This window comes from Butyricimonas faecihominis, assembly GCF_033096445.1.
Lineage (GTDB): Bacteria > Bacteroidota > Bacteroidia > Bacteroidales > Marinifilaceae > Butyricimonas > Butyricimonas faecihominis.
Map to the genome: position 1 here is coordinate 2,550,790 of NZ_AP028155.1, position 19,887 is coordinate 2,570,676.

Consider the following 19,887-nt stretch of genomic DNA (forward strand, 5'->3'; position numbering starts at 1 on the left):
TTAATTCTTTAAGGTTAAACTCTATTGCTAGTTTGTTGGAGCAAACTACCAATAATGAAACTTTAAGCAGGGAAGTGTTGGAGCACTTTCCTGTTTTTTTATTTGGCTCGCACTATAATTTTCTGTTCATCTACTATAAAATTCACTTTCCCTGTCTTTTCTAACATTTCCAACGTTTCGGATATATCTGCATATCGCTCCACGATTCCGGAGAAAAGTATATCCTTCACCCGACTTTGTTCATAAAATACCGTCACGTTATACCAACGAGACACATCATCCAGTATCGTCTCTAAACGTTCCCGACGAAACACAAACCTTCCTTTCGTCCAAGCACTGTAAGCAACTGCATCAACTTCACGCACAGCAAGTTTGTTTTCCCCTACCAATAAATCCGCTTGTTGATTCGGTAAAAGTTCAATACGTTGCGTGGGAGTTTTCACCTCAATTTTACCACTCACCAAAGTTGCCGTCGAACGATTGTCTGCAGCAAAAGACCTCAAATTAAAGGATGTCCCCAGCACCTTCACCTCCATTCCATTTATTTCCACGATGAAAGGCTTGCTCTCATCCCGCTCAACTTCAAAATAACCTTCACCATCCAAACGTACCCGCCGTTCTTTTCCCACGAAAGCAATCGGGTAAGTCAATCTAGTCCCCGCATTCAACCATACTCTCGACCCATCAGCTAATGTTACTTGAAATTCTCCCCCATTCGGAATTTCCAACACGTTAAGTCGTTCTTCCTTCACGGTGGATTCCGTTTGATACACTAACGTCTTATCCACTTGTTCTATTTTCCCTGAAAGGCTGTCTTCAACAATCACCGTGTTATTGTCTGCTAAAACGACTTGTTCCCCATTATCCAAATGCAATATCGCCTTTTGTGTCCCCGGTGTAATCCGGGCTACTTTTTTACCTTCCTGTACCGAATCCTTATTATCCGACATTTGGAAGGCAAACCATCCCGCCACCACCAATATCATCACGGATGCCGCATACCCGATCCATCGCAACGACAACCGAGACCTTTGCGGAGCTATCTGTTTTTCAATTTTATTCCACACCTGTTCCCGATGTACATTCCGGTATTCAGCATAACTCCGACTTAATGAACTTCCTTTTGCTAATTCATCGAATATCTGCCTATTAAAATCAGATTCCTCCAACCAAGCAAGCAGTTCTTGCTTCTCCTGCCCGGTAAGTTCCCCGATTTTATCCTTATAGATCAATTCCGCTATTCGAATATATTTTCTAGTCATATCTATTCGTTTATATTCCTAGAACAACTGAAATAAAAAAGCGGGTAGTGAAAAACTTAAAAAAATCGATCTTTTTAGTAAGGATGTTCTAAATAAGAAACAGAAGATAAAATTGATCTTTCAATTTATCCCGTAATAGCTTGTAAGCATTCTTTTTATGAAATTTCACCGTGTTCAGGGAAATCCGCAACTCATCTGCAATTTCCTGATTATCCATTCCTTCGAGATTCAACAGACACACCTTTCTGCAATGTTCCGGCAAAGAATCAATGGCCGTAAAAATTAACCGGCGTGTTTCTTCTTCAATCACCGACCTCATATAATAAAGCTCCGCATCCTCGTCCTGAAGAATTTCATTCATATAATGTTGCTCAATCTTACGATGTTTCAACACATTCAAAGCCTTATTCCGTACCGTAGAATATAAATAAGCCTTCACGGAAAGTTCATCCGGAAACTCTAACCTGTTTTCCCACAGAGCAAGGAAAGTATCCTGCACAAGAGATTCACTCTCTTCTCGCTCTCCCAAATAACGATCAGCAAAAAGAACCAAGGAATTAAAATATTGATCGAACACTTGCTTGAAATCAAGCCGTGTACCATTAGTTAATGTAAAACAATAATTCCTGTTCATACCTATCATCCATCTCTATGAATGGCAAATATGCAAATAAATTTTGAATTATTTCAATATCAAGGGAACACGTTTCCGACAAATCACTCCTCTTGAAGTTATTCCTTCCACGATAACAGAATATTTTCCGTACGTATCTGCCGTGTAGAAAGACAATTTAGCCGAGGCATCTTTACTGATCTTGACAACCGGTTGCCAGTAAATTGTCGAGCGTTCGTCATAACGATTATCCCGACGCACGGAATCAATCTCGTATTTAGGCACGTAAAATTCGTCCGGGATCTGGTACCCCATGATTTTAAAAGGTAACACATTGGGACGTCCCAAATCCTTCGGTGTCCACCCCGGTTCTGCGGAGATAATTAATACTCCGTTAGCCCCCCGATCTCCAAAAAAGATTTTTCCTTGCATCTGATCCAACAAAGATATATTCCGCAAAGCACCCGTCGGGATCAAACGAATCTGATCCATCGTTTCTTCAAAATCATTTACCAAAACGTACAATTTCCGTCCGAATTGCTTGAAACAATCTTCCCCATCATCATCTTTTTCAAAAGTCACACCCGGCAACTGTTGCACGATCCAAGTTATATCCAAAGCTGCATTTTCTGCAATCTGGGCTGAATCCAATTGATGATTAGCTATATTATCGTAAAAAGAATAGCTCTTTTTCTGTTTCCGACGAGACACGAGTACTTCGTCTAGCACGTACACCTTCTCCCCGTTCTCGTAATAATAATCCTGCCCGAACTTTTTATAAAAATCGTCCTCTTTTTTCTTTGTCTCCAACGTGTTAGGCAACGTATAATGTGGAGGTAAAAATTCATCTTGATCTATATTCACAGTTACCCCCCGACGTCCTTTAGCGCTTAATGCCTGCACCAAAAATGAAGTACTGTCATGGAAAGCCAGACCGTCAATCAAAAAATTCCCGGTCTCATCCGTTTCTGCCATCCGACACAATCCATAATTGGAAATCAATACGATATTAGCCCCCTTCGACTTCTTCCCCCAGAAATTATTCACTCTCCCGGAAATCACCTGCCCAATCTCCAACGGGTATTTTAAATCATCAAACTCCCCCCTAGCCAACTTGGATACGTCAAAACGAGTCCACCCGTGTGTCATCATCACCAAATCCAGATTATCCGCAATCTCTGGTGTCGTATCATTGAAATAATAAGCCGGGTTATCAATGTATCCCTTCAAATCCGAAGTCAACAATAAATTGGATAAAATATTGTCCTCCAAAGAATCCTGCACCACTTTTTGATCATCTGTCACAGATATTGAAAACGATCCGTCTAACAGGCCTTTATATGCCTCTTCGAAATCGATCTCCATTTCCACCAACTCTCGGGCAATATACGTCGGCTTATCTGTCGTAATTTTCAACTCCGGACGCTGGTTACGTTTCACGAAGAATAATCGTTGACTATACACCTTTCCCGCAGCATCAAGCAACACGATATGTGAAATCCCTTCCGGCAAAATATTCAAATTCACACTTCCCCTTTGCAAGCCATTTACCCGATTTATCCCGACAACGATACCCCGACAATGCACTACCGTGTACAATTCCTCCGGCAATATAGCATTCTCCCCTTTGATCACCCGATAACTCAGAATTGAATCCTTCCGGCTAACCGAAAGTCCCCATCCCGTCTCCGAAACTTCGGGCAAATCAAATCGTTTTTCTACCCCTTCCTCCGTCTTCATCACGGCATAAAACTTCTTTCCCGGATTCACGGGCAAACGAAATTTTCCCATTCCGTCATGCTGGGTATGAACCGTAGCAATCACGATCGAATCTTGATACACTTCTCCCGAGGCCTCCACGGCTCTCCCGTCAGCCCCGATAGCCTTAAACGCCACTTGCTGAAAATTCCCCGATAACAAATTTCCTCCTTCCGGGAAAAACTGCACGTCAAAATCCTTTAATTGTGAGGGGATATAAATATAGCGTTTAAACGGGAAAGGTTGTCCATCCCGAAATTCCACTTCGATTGTTTTCATCGTGGTATCAATCTTCACTTCAAACTTCCCGTCTTTATCCGTCCGGGCTGGTTTCACCGAATACTGATCCTTCTTCACCCCGGCAATATAAGTTACCGACGTCCGGCTATATGGTTCTCCCTGCCCGTCAGACAAACGAATCGTTGCCGTATAATTATTTTCCCGATTCTTCGTGTAAGTCACATCCGTCCATACCCTTGAATCTTTCGGGTTAATCACCCGGATCTTCTTTTTGAAAAAATAATCCTCCCCTCCATTCTGCATATAATAAGTAAAAGCCCGCAAAGCATAATCCCCTTGTTGTAAATCCTTGGGGATCTCGATCTGCCCGAAGAAACAAGAATCCCGTTCAGCAACTTTCACCCGCTGAATCACGGAATCCCGTCGATCGATCAAATCGACATAGATATAGTGACTATAAACCATGGGAAACACCGCAGCCGCATGTACTTGGTAAGCCCGGAACCACAGCTTATCCCCCACCGTGTACACGCTTTTATCCGTGTGCAGGTACACTTTTTCCTGTTGCAACTCCCGGATCTGTGCCGTAAAATTAGTGATCAACTTCTTTTCAAAAGGAGAAAACTCGTTAAAAGCATATCCCAATAAAATAATACCCAAAAGAACGATCACTTTTTTCATACGGCAAACGAATTAAATCATTTATTTCTCTTGAACAATCCTCTCAACACATCCGCCAGATCATCCAAGCTGTCATGAGAATCTGCATGAGGTATACTCTTTAACGCCCCTAATTCCTGTTCGCCAATACCTATCTGCATCGGATAAACCAAAATACAACTATTTTTACAGAAATACTTGTTCAAATAAGTCGGGATCATCGTCATATTTTTCAAATAAGAGGGATAATTCCTTCTACTCATCACGATCATCAAAGCATCATTCTCCTTTACATCACGGGATATGATCAAAAAATCATCCCAATTATTGAATTCATTAAATTCCACCTCTATATGATGCTTAGCCTGTATATCCTGCAATACATTCAACACGGCAGTATCGGCATAAAACACGATCTTACTGCTTGAATTTTTAGCCATATTCCATACACGAATTACCCAGTAAGGGAAACCGATTTCTCGCTCTGCCCGAAACGGCACCACCACAATGTAACGTTTTATCGTGGACAAGGGTTGTGCGGGACGGTAAACCAACGTGGTCGTCGCACATTTTGACAACACCCGGTCTGTCAGATTCCCCAAAAAAGTATCAGAAATGACCCCTTCCTTACGAAGTCCCAGTACAATATCAGTTATCTTATGCTCTTTCGTGGCATTTTTGATTCCATTTACAATATCCTCATCATAACGCAGAGAAGTCACCAACTCATTGTCTGTTGCCGCAGCAGCTTTCGTTGCCTTTTCCAGTAACAGATTCGCCTTCTTCTCCGCCATACTGTCCCCCTCGTCCGCTTGAATCACGTTCAAAGCCGTCATCACGGCTTTCGCCTTTTTGGATTTAATCGTTACAGCCAAACTGACCAACTCCTCCACATTCTCGATATTACTCAATGGAATCAAAATGCGATCTTCTACTTCTTCACTATCCACGCTCTCATCTTCTGCAAACTCGGCCAAAGCCACCTCCTGCGCTCCTTTCTGCGTGGCAAAAGAGGCGATAATACAGGTCACCAAGATCATCACGACCGTACCGTTCAGCACGCTTTCATTCAGTAAACGAATCGGTTCTCCTTCCGGAGTTGTTCCCAAAATAACGTTATACCCCACCAAAACTGCCGCCAAAGTAGCCGCCGCCTGAGCGTTACTCAATCCAAAAATCAATGTCCTTTCAGAAGTCGTAAACCGGAAATTCTTCTGTGCCAACCAAGCCGGGATAAACTTCGATACGGTTGCCACCACACACATGACAACAGCCACCCATATCGTGGTCAAATCATACAAAAACACGTGAAAATTTACCAACATTCCGACCCCGATCAGGAAAAACGGAATAAACAAAGCATTCCCCACGAACTCAATCCGGTTCATCAATGCCGACGTATTCGGAATCAAACGATTTAATGCCAATCCCGCCAAGAATGCCCCGATAATAGCCTCCAACCCTGCCGCCTCTGCCAAGAAAGAGGCAAAGAAAACAAGGCCCAGAACAAATATAAACTGACCCACGCGATCATCATATCGTTTGAAATACCAACGTCCGACAAAGGGAAATCCCCAAAGCACGATAAAAGCAAACACGAGCGTTGATACCCCCAACTGGATCCAAAATCCTTGGGTCAACTCTCCCGTGGACATTCCCACGATAACCGCCAACACGAGTAGTGCCAGCAAACAAGTCACCACGGTCCCGCCAATCGTCACGTTAACCGCCCGATTCTTCGTGATTCCATATTTACTCACGATCGGGTAAGTCACCAGCGTGTGGGAGGCAAACATACTCGCCAACAAAATGGAAGTAGGATAAGAAAAATCTAACAAATAAACCCCGGCAAACGTTCCCAGAATCATCGGGATAAAAAAAGTATAAAGACCAAATATCAAACTCCGTTTACTATTCTTTTTAAAATCCGCCATGTCGATTTCCAGCCCCGCCACGAACATGATATACAATAAACCCACCGTCCCGAACAACACGATACTACTATCCCGATCCATGATATGCAAGCCGTAAGGCCCGATCAAAGCACCGGCAATAATCAGACCGACAATATCCGGAATCTTAAAACGATGTAATACAAGTGGAGCAAACAGAATAATAAAAAGGATTACAGAAAAAATTAACACGGGATTCGTTAATGGCATCGTAACACTTAATATATTCAGATTCAACATAGAAGAAATATTTTAGCCGGATTTTTACTCTTTACATTACAAATTTATTCTTTTTTAATGAATAAAGAAGTAAAAAAAGATAAATTTGTCAGCAAAATCACCTTAACCTAAAAATAAGATGCAAACTACAACCCGTCTCTTTAGCCTATGTTTACTGATTCTAGGTTTTTATTCATGCCAACCCACCCCGGAAAAGAAACAACCGGTAGATTGGGTTAATCCGCAAATCGGCTCGGTACATTGTCGTTGGTTCTTCTATACCCCGGCCGCACTCCCCATGGGAATGGCCAAACTCGCCCCGACCACGAATGCTTACGGAAGCTATGGAAGCTGGCTTCCTTGTGGATATGATGATCGACATACTTCCATTGAAGGATTCGCCCATTTTCACGAGTTCCAGATAGGCGGTGTAGTAACGATTCCTACCACCGGGGAATTAAAAACCTTACCGGGTACATTAGAAGATCCGGATTCCGGATATCGTTCACGCATCGACAAGGCGACAGAAATATCCACTCCCGGTTATTACGCCGTAACTCTCACGGATTACAATATCAAAGCAGAAATCACGGCAACCACCCGGACGGGTTTGCACCGCTATACCTTTCCCCAATCCGCCACGTCAAGAATACTGTTTGATATCGGGCATAAACAAGGAGAAAGTGCCACCATCACGGATGCGGAAGTCACGTACCATCCGGAAACCAACGAAGTGACCGGATGGGTGGAAAACTACCCGATTTATACCACATTCTGCCAGCCGGACGGGAAAATAAAAATCTATTTTGCCGCCAAACTGGACAAGCAACCGCAAACAATCGGAACATTTATTGACGAGAAGGTACAAGAAAACTCCAACACGGTAAAAGGCCCCGGATGCGGGCTATATCTCACCTTCCCGACAAAAGCATATGAACAGGTACAAATGCAAGTCGGCCTATCCTATACCAGCATTGAAAACGCACGTAACAACCGGGATACAGAAGTTGCCGGAAAAAGTTTCAATGACGTGAAAAATGCCGCCCGTCAAACCTGGAATGAAATGCTCGGTCGCATCCAAGTAGAAGGCGGAACCCCGGAAGATAAAACCAAATTCTATACCGGGCTCTACCATACCCTACTCGGCAGGGGAATTGCCAACGATATAAACGGACAGTACATTCAACATGATAAAACAATTGGCCAGATCCCTTTGGACAAAAACGGAATTCCGCTCTATTCTCATCACAATACCGACGGGATGTGGGGCGGTTTCTGGAACCTCACCCAAATATGGACGTTAGCCTATCCTGAAATATTTTCCAGCTACATAAAATCAAATCTGGACTTCTTCAAAAATTCCGGTTGGCTACACGACGGGGAAGCTGCCGGAGTATACACGAACGGGGTACAAACCAATTTCCAGGGATTAATCATATGTGCCGCCTATCAAGCCGGAATTCGTGATTTCAACATAGAATCAGCCTGGAGTGCCATCTGTAAAAACGAACTGGAATACAAAGGACGGGATATGGGGAACGGGAAATACGACAATGAATACTTTATCAAACAAGGTTTTGTTCCTTTGAAAGATTATCTGTATCCCAATAACTGGGTCTGCAACTTCGGGGCATCCCACACGCTGGAATACGCCTTCAGTTGTTACGCAGCGGCACAAATGGCCAGAGCTCTCGGGAAAACAGCCGCCTACGATACCCTCATACAATACTCGTACGCCTACAAAAATCTATTCGACCCGGAAACAAAATATATGCGTCCCCGTGAAATGGATGGCAGTTTCATGAAAGACTTCGACCCTCTAAAAGGCTGGCAAGGATTCCAAGAAGGGAATGCCGCACAATACACCTGGTATGTTCCCCACGACATCCAAGGTTTGATAAACCTCATGGGAACCGATCTCTTCAACGAAAGACTGGAAAATACGTTTGTCGAATCCCGGAAAACACAGTTCGGTGGGGGAAAAGAGATTGATAGTTTTTCCGGTGTCGAGAAACTATACAATCAAGGAAATCAACCCTGCCTGCACGATGCTTGGCTATTCAACTATTCCGGCAAACCGTGGTTGACACAACTATACACCCGGTTAATCTGTGATGAGTTCTACGGTACCACACCGGAACACGGTTACGGTTACGGACAGGACGAAGATCAAGGACAATTGGGAGCCTGGTATGTCATGGCTGCCGTGGGTTTATTCGACGTACAGGGAGGAACCAACATCACCCCTTCTTACCAAATTGGCAGTCCTAAATTCCGCAAAATCACGATTAAACTTGATCCCCGGTACTATTCCGGTAAAACACTCGTGATTGAAACAGAAAATAACGCTCCCGATCATTATTACGTGCAGTCCGCGACACTCAACGGGCAACCGTTAGAAGATTGCTGGTTCTATCGTCGGGAAATTATAAACGGCGGACACTTGAAACTACAAATGGACTCTACCCCAAATACCCGTTGGGGGATTGCATCCATGCCCCATTCCAAATAACAAAACAAAAAAGTCCGAGCTTTAAACTCGGACTTTTCTACATATTAAAAACCATTATTTTACTTCCCAAACGTCTCCGCTGTTCAACAAATCTTCAACACAACGGATAGAAGACTTCGCCTTCACGTTCTCAATCTGGGCATCCAATGCATCATTATAAGTCGTACCTTCCACGTCACGGATCACACCTAAAGCCACGGGATATTCCGGAGCTTTCATGTGTACCAGCATCCAATGCATAGAAGGATTTTCGCTGTGAGCATCATGTACCATAATATCATCCAACGTGATACCATCCTTACCAATCTCAACAACTTTCAACTTACCGGCCTTCATATCAAACATGATACCCTTGTCCTTGTTCTTTCCGAAAACCATCGGTTCGCCATGTCTTAAGATTAATTGACGCTCTTCCTTCATCTCTTTATCCGTGATAGCAGAGTGAACCCCGTCAGCAAAGATCACGCAGTTCTGAAGAATCTCCACAACAGCAGTACCTTTATGACGCACACCGGCCTCGATAACTTCTGCACTCAAGTTGATATTCATATCCAACGTACGAGCGAAGAATCTTCCTTGCGCACCGATTACCAACTCTCCCGGATTAAACGGAGTTTCGATTGTTCCGTAGGGAGAAGTTTTAGTTTTCGTACCCAACTTCGTGGTCGGAGAATATTGTCCTTTCGTCAACCCGTAAATCTCGTTATTGAACACCAAAGTGGTAATATCGATATTACGACGAATAGCATGAATAAAGTGGTTACCACCAATAGCCAAAGCATCTCCGTCACCGGAAACTTGAAGGATATTCAATTTCGGATTAGCACTTTTAGCTCCGGATGCGATAGCAGCAGCCCGTCCATGAATCGTATGAAAACCATAAGTATTCATGTAATAGGGGAAACGGGAAGAACATCCGATTCCGGAAATAACTGCCCACGATTCTTTCGGGTACCCCAATTCAGCCATGGCTTTCTGTACGGAGTTAATGATACCATGGTCACCGCAACCCGGACACCAACGAATCTCTTGGTTGCTCTTAAAATCTTTCGGTGTATATTGTTCTGCCATGATTATTTTCCTAATAATTCGGTTATTTTTTCTTTCAGCTCAACTACCGTGAAAGGTAATCCGGCTACTTTGTTATATTGATAATACGTGTAATGCGGGAATTTAGCTCTCAAATACTGTGCAAACTGTCCCAAGTTCAACTCGCAAACGATAATCTTCTTGAATTTACCAAGAACCTCACCCGTGTTCTTCGGGAGCGGGTTGATAAAGTTGAAATGAGCCAAGCTCACGTCTTTACCTTCTTCTCTCAATTCACGAACGACCGAGTACAAGTGACCGTAAGTACCACCCCATCCAACAACAAGAACATCGCCACCGTCTTGGTTTCCGAAAATCTCCTGTTGAGGAATGCTGTCAGCAATTTTAGCCACCTTAGCATCACGCAAATCAGTCATAATCTGGTGGTTTTCCGGCACGTAACTAATCTCTCCCGTTACATTTACCTTCTCCAAACCACCGATACGGTGTTCCAAACCTTTCGTTCCCGGCAAAGCCCACATTCTGGCCAAAGTCTCCGGATCACGAGCGTACGGTTTATAATCATCACCTTCTTTAGCCACTCTCGGAGTAATAGAAGGATAATCTTTCAATGAAGGAATCTTCCACGGTTGAGCGCCATTCCCCAAGAACCCGTCTGTCAACAGGACAACCGGAGTCATATGTTCTACAGCTATTTTAGCAGCCCAGAAAGCATAGTCGAAACAGTTACCCGGGGTACTTGCAGCTACAACAGGCATAGGGCTTTCACCATTACGTCCGTAAAGAGCCTGCAACAAGTCGGATTGTTCCGTTTTCGTGGGAAGACCGGTTGAAGGACCACCACGTTGTACGTCAACAATTACCAATGGTAACTCCGCCATTACGGCTAAACCGGCAGCCTCGCTCTTCAATGCTAAACCGGGACCTGAAGTCGTCGTGATAGCCAGATTACCCACGTAACTTGCACCGATAGAAGTACAAATTCCGGCAATCTCGTCCTCTGCCTGATAAGTCTTCACACCCAAATCACGTCTCAACGCCAACTCTTGTAAAATATCTGTTGCCGGAGTGATAGGATAAGAACCGCAGAACAAAGGTAAATTCGCTTTTTCAGCAGCAGCCAAGAATCCCCATGCCGTAGCCTTATTACCGGTAATCGTCCGGTAACGTCCTTTCTCGATCTGAGCGGGAGCCACGTTGAAGTGTACAGCCAAAGCATGAACATTAGCTGCATAATTGAAACCACTTTCCAACACTTTCACGTTAGCACTTGCAATTTCCGGCTTCTTGGCAAATTTCTGGTTAATAAAATCTCTCGTGTGATCCACCGTACGGTCGAACATCCAGTAAATCATACCAAGAGCGAACATATTCTTACATTTAACGATAGACTTCTGATCCAGACCACTGTCTTTCAAAGCCTCTTCCGTTAAAGTCGTGATCTTCACGGGGACCACGTTATAATCTTGCAAGACTACATCTTCCAGCGGGTTTTCTTTATACCCGGCCTTTTCAATGTTCTTGTCGGTAAATGCATCCAAGTTCACGATAATCGTTGCACCTTTTTTTGCCCAACGCAAGTTAGCCTTCAAAGCGGCAGGATTCATCGCCACAAGCACATCTGCAAAATCTCCCGGAGTTTTAATGGGATCATTCCCAATATGTACTTGAAACCCGGAAACACCACCAACCGTACCTTGCGGGGCGCGTATTTCAGCAGGATAATCCGGAAACGTTGATACACCGTTTCCAAATAAAGCAGCAGCATCCGAGAATTGCTGGCCGGTCAATTGCATTCCATCTCCCGAATCTCCCGAGAAACGAATTACAATGTCTTTTTTGTCGATAACTTCTGTCTTTTCACTCATGACTTAGTTACTTGTTCTTAAATATTAAATTATAAATTATATTCTATAATATCACACGAATTTTATGTTGTAAAACATGCGTAAAGGTAGCCAATAGAAATATCTAAACAAGTTTGTATCAGTATTTTTTTCTTTTCAGATATTGCCTTGACAATCAAGCCAGAGCATACCAAAAAACATATTTTTCAGCACAAATAAAATAAAACAATTCTAAACAACGAATCTTTTCCCGTCGTTTTTCGGTTACTTTTTTGTTACGTTTGAAAATTCCGGTGATAAAATTCCTTTCAATATGGAACAAAATCAGTCTTTAAATTGTATAGATAATAAGTTTTGTATAATTTTATCAAGTAAACACCTGCACGGCTATAAAGTTATTTAAAATACACTTACCATGAAAAACTATTTAATTCTACTCTGTCTGATACTCACGATGATAAGTTGCGGGAAAAAATCATCCATCCCGGAGTTGATGGGCATCCCGGATGATTCACAAAATCCCTACACCATAAGTTCTACCCATGTTGGCTCCATTACCAGAGGTACAAATATTCATCAACTGTACTCCATATTCCCTGCGAAACAAATCAAGCTCATCAAAAACAAAGGTGGATTCTTCAATCAAGAATTTGATGATTACAATGTATATGACAATAACGGCAAACTCCTTTTTATAGCCACCCCGGAAGTTGCCGGAGACACTAGTTCTTTTATTAATCGCATCATCATTCGGGACACCTCATTCAAAACCCCGGAAGGAATTGGGCTGAATTCCAATTTAGGACAAATACGGGATGCCTATCACAACATAAACTATCTCCCTTCCTCGGGAGAGATCGTCGTTTCCGTTCCGAAAGTCAGCACCAGTTTCTTAATCAACAAAGCAACTCTGGATGATTCTTGGTGGGATAACAATACAAACCAGATCATCGAAAAAAACATTCCTGACAGCGCCCAAATAGATGGGATTGTCGTGTTCTGGAACACGAAAGAAGCCCAACATATTCCGGCCGTCTTTACAGCGGCATTCTGGAATGAAATGCTTACAAAACTAATTACATGGTGTGTCATCCAGCTCCCGTCAATCGCTATTCTCGTCATTTTATTCGTTTCATTACTCCGAGCCTTACGATTCACAACCCGAAAAATGAAAAAGCTCGCCATCAATAAAGCCCATAAGACTGAAAACATTGACAACAACGAGGCGGAAAAACGAATTAACACGCTCACGGGGATCATATACGGTATCGGAAGAATCTTTCTTTGGGTGATCTTCCTACTGATCTTACTCGGAAAATTCAATATCAACATCGCCCCCATCCTCGCCAGTGCCGGAATTGTCGGATTAGCAGTCGGTTTCGGGGCTCAAGAATTAGTACGGGATTTCATATCCGGTTTCTTTATTCTCTTGGAAGATCAGCTACGCACCGGAGACTGGGCGGTAATTAACGGAACAGAAGGACTAGTTGAAAAAATTGAATTAAGAACCGTTACTCTACGGGATAGTTCAGGCACCGTACACATTTTCCAAAACGGGAAAATAGACACGCTCTCCAACATGACCAAAGAATGGTCTGCCATTGTTCTGCAAATCGGGATCGGTTACAAGGAAGACACGGATAATGCCGTCATGCTCATGCAACAAGTCGGAGACGAAATGTTCAATGACCCTGTTTACAAAGAAATGATGCTCGAACCCGTGGCCATCAGCGGGGTAAACGACTTTGCCGATAGTGCCGTGGTCATTCGCCTTGTTATCAAGACAAAACCCATGCAACAATGGGCCGTTGGCCGGGAATATCGCCGTCGTCTGAAAAAAGTATTTGATGCCAAGAACGTGGAATTCCCCTTCCCGTATCGCACGCTAACTTGGGGAGATAGTTCTAACCCCATAAAACTGAAAATAGAACCGGCAGACTCAGACTCGAAATAACTTTTATCTTTTAGTTTTTAACTTTCAATTCGCACGCACATGGCCCGTTTTCTTAAAGACCGAACGAAATCAAAAGGAGCCGCACCCGGCTCCTTGATCTTCATCGGCAAACAAAAAATGACAAAAAACTCCATTCAGGTTATTCAATACACTTCAGAAGGCCTGAAAGAGTTCTTTCCCGAAACGATGGAAAACATTGTTGACATCGTGTCCAACGACCACATGACTTGGATCAACATATCCGGCCTGCAAAATACCAAACTGATTGCCGATATGGGCAAGACCTTCGATGTATCTTCTCTATTTTTGGAAGACATTCTAAACACGGACCAACGTCCGCGGTTCAGCGAAGAATCCGACCATTTATATATCATTGCCAAGTCCTTCTATTTCGGCAAGGACGACGGGATCGTACACATGGAACAAATCTCTTTTATTGTCGGATCTCACTACCTGATTACCATTCAAGAAACAGATGCCGATTATTTTAAAGACGTGAAGAAACGCCTATACGACGGCAAAACCCGCATCCGCTCTTTCGGGACGGATTACCTCTGTTACGCCCTACTGGACACCCTCGTTGACAACTATATCATTAACCTAGAAATATTAGGAGCCGCCATCGAAGAACGCGGTAAAACCATTTTAGAGGCAGATGCCAAAGTGATCGAGGACCTTTATCATTACAAGACAGAACTTTCATACATCCGAAAAAACGTACGCCCGTTCAAAGAGGTCACCACCCGCTTCACCAATTGCGACTCCCCCCTCATTAATCAAAACACCTACACGTATTTACACGACTTGGATGATCTGGTTGTACAGGCTCAAGAAGCCATCGAGATATATTATTCCATGATATCCGACCAAATCAATCTTTACCAAACCAACATCGGGAATCGACAAAACGATGTCATGAAAGTACTAACCATCTTCTCCACGATCTTCATCCCTCTCACCTTTATCGCCGGAATCTACGGAATGAACTTCGAATATATCCCCGAATTAAAACACCACTACGCCTACTTCATCCTCTGGGGCATCATGGTCATCATCACCATCACCATGCTCCTTTACTTCAAAAGAAAAAAGTGGCTCTAATAATTTCAGATTTCAAATTTTAGATTTTAGATTTTTATCACACAATCTAAAATCTAAAATCATCAAATCTAAAATTATCAAGCTTGTCCCTGCGGTTCCAAATCCATCGGGAACATGGGTGCAATAGGGCCGCCTTCCGGTAAATTAATCTTCCCGTAATCAATCTCAAATCTCCGAACATTATCCTGTAATGCCAGTAACAAGCGTTTTGCGTGTTCCGGGGTCAAAATAATACGGCTTTTCACTTCAGCCTTAGGCATCCCCGGCATAATACGGATAAAATCAATAATAAACTCGGAGGAAGAATGAGAAATAATTGACAGATTCGAATAAGTTCCCTGTGCAACATCCCGATCTAATTCAATATCACATTGTTGTTTTTTCTCTTCCATAATAGTCCTTGGTTAATAGTTTATACAAACAATAAAGGCGCCTTGCGGCGCCTCTATCTATTTTTATTTTTCCATCCTTTCGAGATCCGCCTTAGAACCTACAATCAGACTTCTAAATTCTTTCATACCTGTACCCACCGGTATCAAGTGACCGCAAATCACGTTTTCTTTCAATCCTTCCAATGGATCGACTTTACCGTAAATTGCAGCTTCATTCAATACTTTCGTGGTTTCTTGGAATGATGCGGCAGAAATAAAGCTTGCCGTCTGCAATGCAGCACGGGTAATACCCTGTAATACCTGAGCTGAAGTTGCGGGCACAGCATCTCTAGCCTCTACCACCTTCAAGTCTCTACGTTTCAATTGTGAGTTAATATCTCTCAACATACGTACAGAGATAATCTGTCCCGGTTTCACCCGATCCGAATCCCCGGCTTCCAGTACCACTTTCTTTCCGTAGATTGCATCGTTTTCTTCCATGAACTCACTCTTATCCACCACCTGATTCTCTAAGAATCTCGTATCTCCGGCATCTTGGATCAATACCTTACGCATCATCTGGTGTACAATGATCTCGAAATGCTTATCATTGATCTTCACACCCTGCATCCGGTATACATCCTGTACCTCGTTCACGATATACTCCTGAACCTTGATCGGTCCCTCGATATTCAAAATATCAGTCGGGGTAATTGCACCGTCAGATAACGGGGTACCTGCACGTACATAATCGTTCTCCTGCACCAAAATTTGTTTAGACAAAGAAACCAGATATTTCTTTACCTCTCCGGCTTTTGATGTCACGATAATTTCACGATTACCGCGTTTGATCTTACCGTAAGTTACCTCACCGTCAATTTCCGATACAACGGCCGGATTCGACGGGTTACGAGCCTCGAACAACTCGGTAACACGCGGAAGACCTCCCGTGATATCGCCTGCTTTACCAACAGCTCTCGGAATCTTGGCAATGGTACTACCGGCAACAACCTCAGCTCCTTCCTTCACGACAATGTGGGCGCCTACCGGCAAGTTGTAACTCTTCACCGTGTTTCCTTCTGCATCATTGATACACAAAGCAGGCGCTTTCATCTTGTCACGGAACTCAATAATGATCATCTCCCTAAATCCGGTGGTTTCATCGGATTCTTCCTTATAGGTTTCACCCTCGATCAAGTTTTCCAACCCAACCGTACCGGAGAATTCGGTAATGATCAAAGCATTGAACGGGTCCCATTCACAAAGCAATTCACCCTTGCTGATCTCCTGTCCATCCTTCACGAACAACTTAGCACCGTAAGGGATAGCGTGAGAAATCAATATAATATTCGTGTTCTTATCCAATATACGCAACTCCGTCAAACGTCCTACAACCACGTCACAGGTCGTTCCGTTATCTTGCGTGTACTCAACAGAACGTAATTCTTCATACTCAACGTAACCATCATACTTCGCCTTCAAAGAGTTTTCGCTGGAAATATTTCCCGCAGTACCTCCCACGTGGAAGGTTCTCAATGTCAACTGAGTACCCGGCTCACCGATAGACTGTGCAGCGATAACCCCGACAGCCTCACCTTTCTCAACCATACGGCTGGTAGCCAAGTTACGTCCGTAACATTTAGCACAAACGCCCTTCTTCGCCTCGCAAGTCAATACAGAACGAACTTCAACACGCTCGATCGGGGAGTTCTCGATAATATCGGCAACTACCTCCGTGATCTCATCTCCAGAGGCCACGATCAATTCACCCGTATTCGGATGATAAATATCATGCACGGAAACACGTCCTAAAATTCTCTCTGACAAAGAAGACACGATCTCTTCGTTATTCTTGATAGCCGAAATGGTAATACCTCTCAACGTACCGCAATCTTCCTCGGTAATCGTGATATCGTTAGCCACGTCAACCAAACGACGAGTCAAATATCCGGCATCTGCAGTCTTCAACGCGGTATCGGCCAAACCCTTACGGGCACCGTGGGTTGAAATAAAGTACTCCAACACCGAAAGTCCCTCTTTAAAGTTTGCCAAGATCGGGTTCTCGATAATCTGTCCCCCGGTAGCACCTGATTTCTGCGGTTTTGCCATCAATCCACGCATACCTCCCAACTGACGAATCTGCTCACGAGATCCACGGGCTCCGGAATCCAACATCATGTAGATAGAATTGAATCCTTGGTCATCCGCTGCCAATTGTTTCATCAACGTGGCGGTCAAGTTCGCGTTCACGTGTGTCCAAATATCAATAATCTGGTTATATCTTTCATTATTGGTAATGAATCCCATGTTATAGTTCGCCATTACCTCTTCAACCTGGTCATATCCTTCTTGTAACAAATCTTGTTTGTTCTCCGGAACGATAACGTCTCCCAAGTTGAAAGACAAACCTCCCTCAAATGCCTTACGATAACCCAAATCCTTAATATCATCCAAGAATTTAGCCGTCACGTCCACACCGCAACGTTTGAACACGTCACCGATAATGTCACGCAACGCTTTTTTCGTAATCAACGTATTGATATAAGGATAGTTTTTCGGGGTGAACTGGTTCAAAATCACACGACCAACCGTTGTTTTGATCATATGCCTAATCGGTTGACCGTCCTTGTCCACGTTATCAATCTTCACCTCGATTTCAGCATGCAAGTCTACGGCTCTCTCGTTGAAAGCGATAATCACTTCCTCCGGAGAATAGAACTTCAAGCCTTCACCCCTCACACCCTTCCTCGGTTTCGTGATATAGTACAAACCGAGCACCATATCCTGAGAAGGCACCGTGATAGGCGCACCGTTAGCCGGGTTCAAAATGTTATGAGAACACAACATTAAAATCTGAGCTTCCAATACAGCTTCGTTACCTAATGGCAAGTGTACAGCCATCTGGTCACCGTCGAAGTCAGCGTTGAATCCGGTACAAGCTAACGGGTGCAAACGGATTGCTTTACCCTCGATCAATTTCGGCTGGAATGCCTGAATACCCAAACGGTGCAGGGTCGGGGCTCGGTTTAACAATACCGGATGACCTTTCAACACGTTTTCAAGAATATCCCAAACGATCGGATCACGACGATCCACGATCTTCTTGGCACTCTTCACCGTCTTCACGATACCGCGCTCGATCAGTTTACGGATAATAAACGGCATATACAATTCAGCCGCCATGTCTTTCGGAAGACCACACTCGTGCATCTTCAAGTCCGGACCTACAACGATTACCGAACGTGCAGAGTAGTCAACACGCTTACCCAACAAGTTCTGACGGAAACGTCCTTGTTTACCTTTCAAACTGTCGGAAAGAGACTTTAATGGTCTGTTATTTTCAATCTTAACCGCATTGGATTTACGAGAGTTATCGAACAACGAATCTACGGCCTCCTGTAACATACGTTTTTCATTACGCAAGATTACATCCGGAGCCTTGATCTCGATCAATCTCTTCAAACGATTATTACGGATAATCACCCGTCTGTACAAATCATTCAAATCGGAAGTAGCAAAACGACCTCCGTCCAACGGAACCAACGGACGCAATTCAGGCGGTATCACAGACAACACCTTCACGATCATCCATTCCGGCTTATTAATTTCTTTACTTTCACGGAAAGCCTCTACGACCTGAAGACGTTTCAACGCCTCGTTCTTTCTCTGTTGAGAAGTCTCCGTATTTGCTTTATTTCTTAAATCGTATGAAAGATCATCCAAGTTCAGACGTTCCAACAACATGGAAATAGCTTCCGCACCCATCTTTGCAATGAACTTGTTTGGATCATCATCATCCAAATATTGATTATCTGTTGGAAGTTTATCCAGAATATCCAAATACTCTTCTTCCGTCAGGAAATCCATTGTTTTGATACCGGAATCCCCCATGATACCCGGGTTTACAACCACGTATCTCTCGTAGTAAATAACGGTATCCAGTTTCTTGGAAGGTAACCCTAACAAGTAACCGATTTTATTTGGCAACGACTTGAAATACCAGATATGAGCCACCGGAACCACCAACTGGATATGTCCCATACGCTCACGTCTAACCTTCTTCTCCGTAACCTCAACACCACAACGGTCACAAACGATACCCTTGTATCGAATACGTTTATATTTACCGCAATGACATTCGTAATCCTTCACCGGACCGAAGATACGTTCGCAGAACAAACCGTCGCGTTCGGGTTTGTAAGTACGATAGTTAATCGTCTCCGGTTTTAATACAGCACCACTGGACCGTTCCAGAATTTCTTCCGGGGAAGCCAATCCAATAGCGATCTTAGTAAAATTTTTTACTTTATTGTCTTTTCTGAAGGCCATATTTTATCTGTTAATTGAA

Annotated in this window: 11 protein-coding genes; 3 read left to right on the top strand and 8 right to left on the bottom strand. The window is 43.5% G+C overall.

Annotated features, from left to right (window positions below):
• Positions 1–98: 98 nt before the first annotated feature.
• The 4 genes from R8806_RS10570 to R8806_RS10585 all read right to left on the bottom strand — a co-directional run bounded on the left by R8806_RS10570 (position 99) and on the right by R8806_RS10585 (position 6,725).
• The gene (locus tag R8806_RS10570; protein ID WP_124315982.1) at positions 99–1,262 is read right to left on the bottom strand and encodes a FecR family protein; all 1,164 of its coding nucleotides are present in this window, start codon (positions 1,260–1,262) and stop codon (positions 99–101) included.
• Positions 1,263–1,350: 88 nt separating this feature from the next.
• A complete protein-coding gene (locus R8806_RS10575; protein ID WP_124315983.1) occupies positions 1,351–1,896 on the bottom strand; it encodes an RNA polymerase sigma-70 factor in 546 nt (181 codons plus the stop codon).
• 48 nt (positions 1,897–1,944) lie between these two features.
• Positions 1,945–4,554: a hypothetical protein gene (locus R8806_RS10580; RefSeq protein WP_124315984.1), complete on the bottom strand. Its 2,610-nt coding sequence runs from the start codon at positions 4,552–4,554 to the stop codon at positions 1,945–1,947.
• Positions 4,555–4,571: 17 nt separating this feature from the next.
• The gene (locus R8806_RS10585) at positions 4,572–6,725 is read right to left on the bottom strand and encodes a cation:proton antiporter (RefSeq protein WP_124315985.1); all 2,154 of its coding nucleotides are present in this window, start codon (positions 6,723–6,725) and stop codon (positions 4,572–4,574) included.
• Between the two features lie 118 nt (positions 6,726–6,843).
• On the opposite strand from R8806_RS10585, the gene R8806_RS10590 reads away from it, so the two are divergent.
• A complete protein-coding gene (locus tag R8806_RS10590) occupies positions 6,844–9,216 on the top strand; it encodes a GH92 family glycosyl hydrolase (RefSeq protein ID WP_124315986.1) in 2,373 nt (790 codons plus the stop codon).
• A 54-nt stretch (positions 9,217–9,270) separates the two neighbouring features.
• On the opposite strand, the gene R8806_RS10595 is transcribed toward R8806_RS10590, so the two are convergent.
• Complete coding sequence (locus R8806_RS10595) at positions 9,271–10,287, bottom strand: 2-oxoacid:ferredoxin oxidoreductase subunit beta (RefSeq protein ID WP_124315987.1); 1,017 nt, start codon at positions 10,285–10,287, stop codon at positions 9,271–9,273.
• A 2-nt stretch (positions 10,288–10,289) separates the two neighbouring features.
• Positions 10,290–12,134, bottom strand: a complete 1,845-nt coding sequence (locus R8806_RS10600) for a 2-oxoacid:acceptor oxidoreductase subunit alpha (protein ID WP_124315988.1) — start codon at positions 12,132–12,134, stop codon at positions 10,290–10,292.
• Between the two features lie 394 nt (positions 12,135–12,528).
• Between R8806_RS10600 and R8806_RS10605 the strand changes: the two genes are divergently transcribed.
• Entirely contained in the window at positions 12,529–14,067 is a 1,539-nt protein-coding gene (locus R8806_RS10605) for a mechanosensitive ion channel family protein (RefSeq protein ID WP_206513579.1), read from the top strand.
• Positions 14,068–14,106: 39 nt separating this feature from the next.
• Positions 14,107–15,168, top strand: coding sequence for a magnesium/cobalt transporter CorA (gene corA / locus R8806_RS10610; protein ID WP_124316715.1), 1,062 nt, complete (start codon positions 14,107–14,109; stop codon positions 15,166–15,168).
• Positions 15,169–15,245: 77 nt separating this feature from the next.
• Here corA and R8806_RS10615 read toward each other — a convergent pair whose 3' ends face one another.
• A complete protein-coding gene (locus R8806_RS10615) occupies positions 15,246–15,560 on the bottom strand; it encodes a DUF3467 domain-containing protein (RefSeq protein WP_124316714.1) in 315 nt (104 codons plus the stop codon).
• Between the two features lie 63 nt (positions 15,561–15,623).
• Positions 15,624–19,868: a DNA-directed RNA polymerase subunit beta' gene (rpoC, locus tag R8806_RS10620; protein WP_124316713.1), complete on the bottom strand. Its 4,245-nt coding sequence runs from the start codon at positions 19,866–19,868 to the stop codon at positions 15,624–15,626.
• Positions 19,869–19,887: the final 19 nt, after the last annotated feature.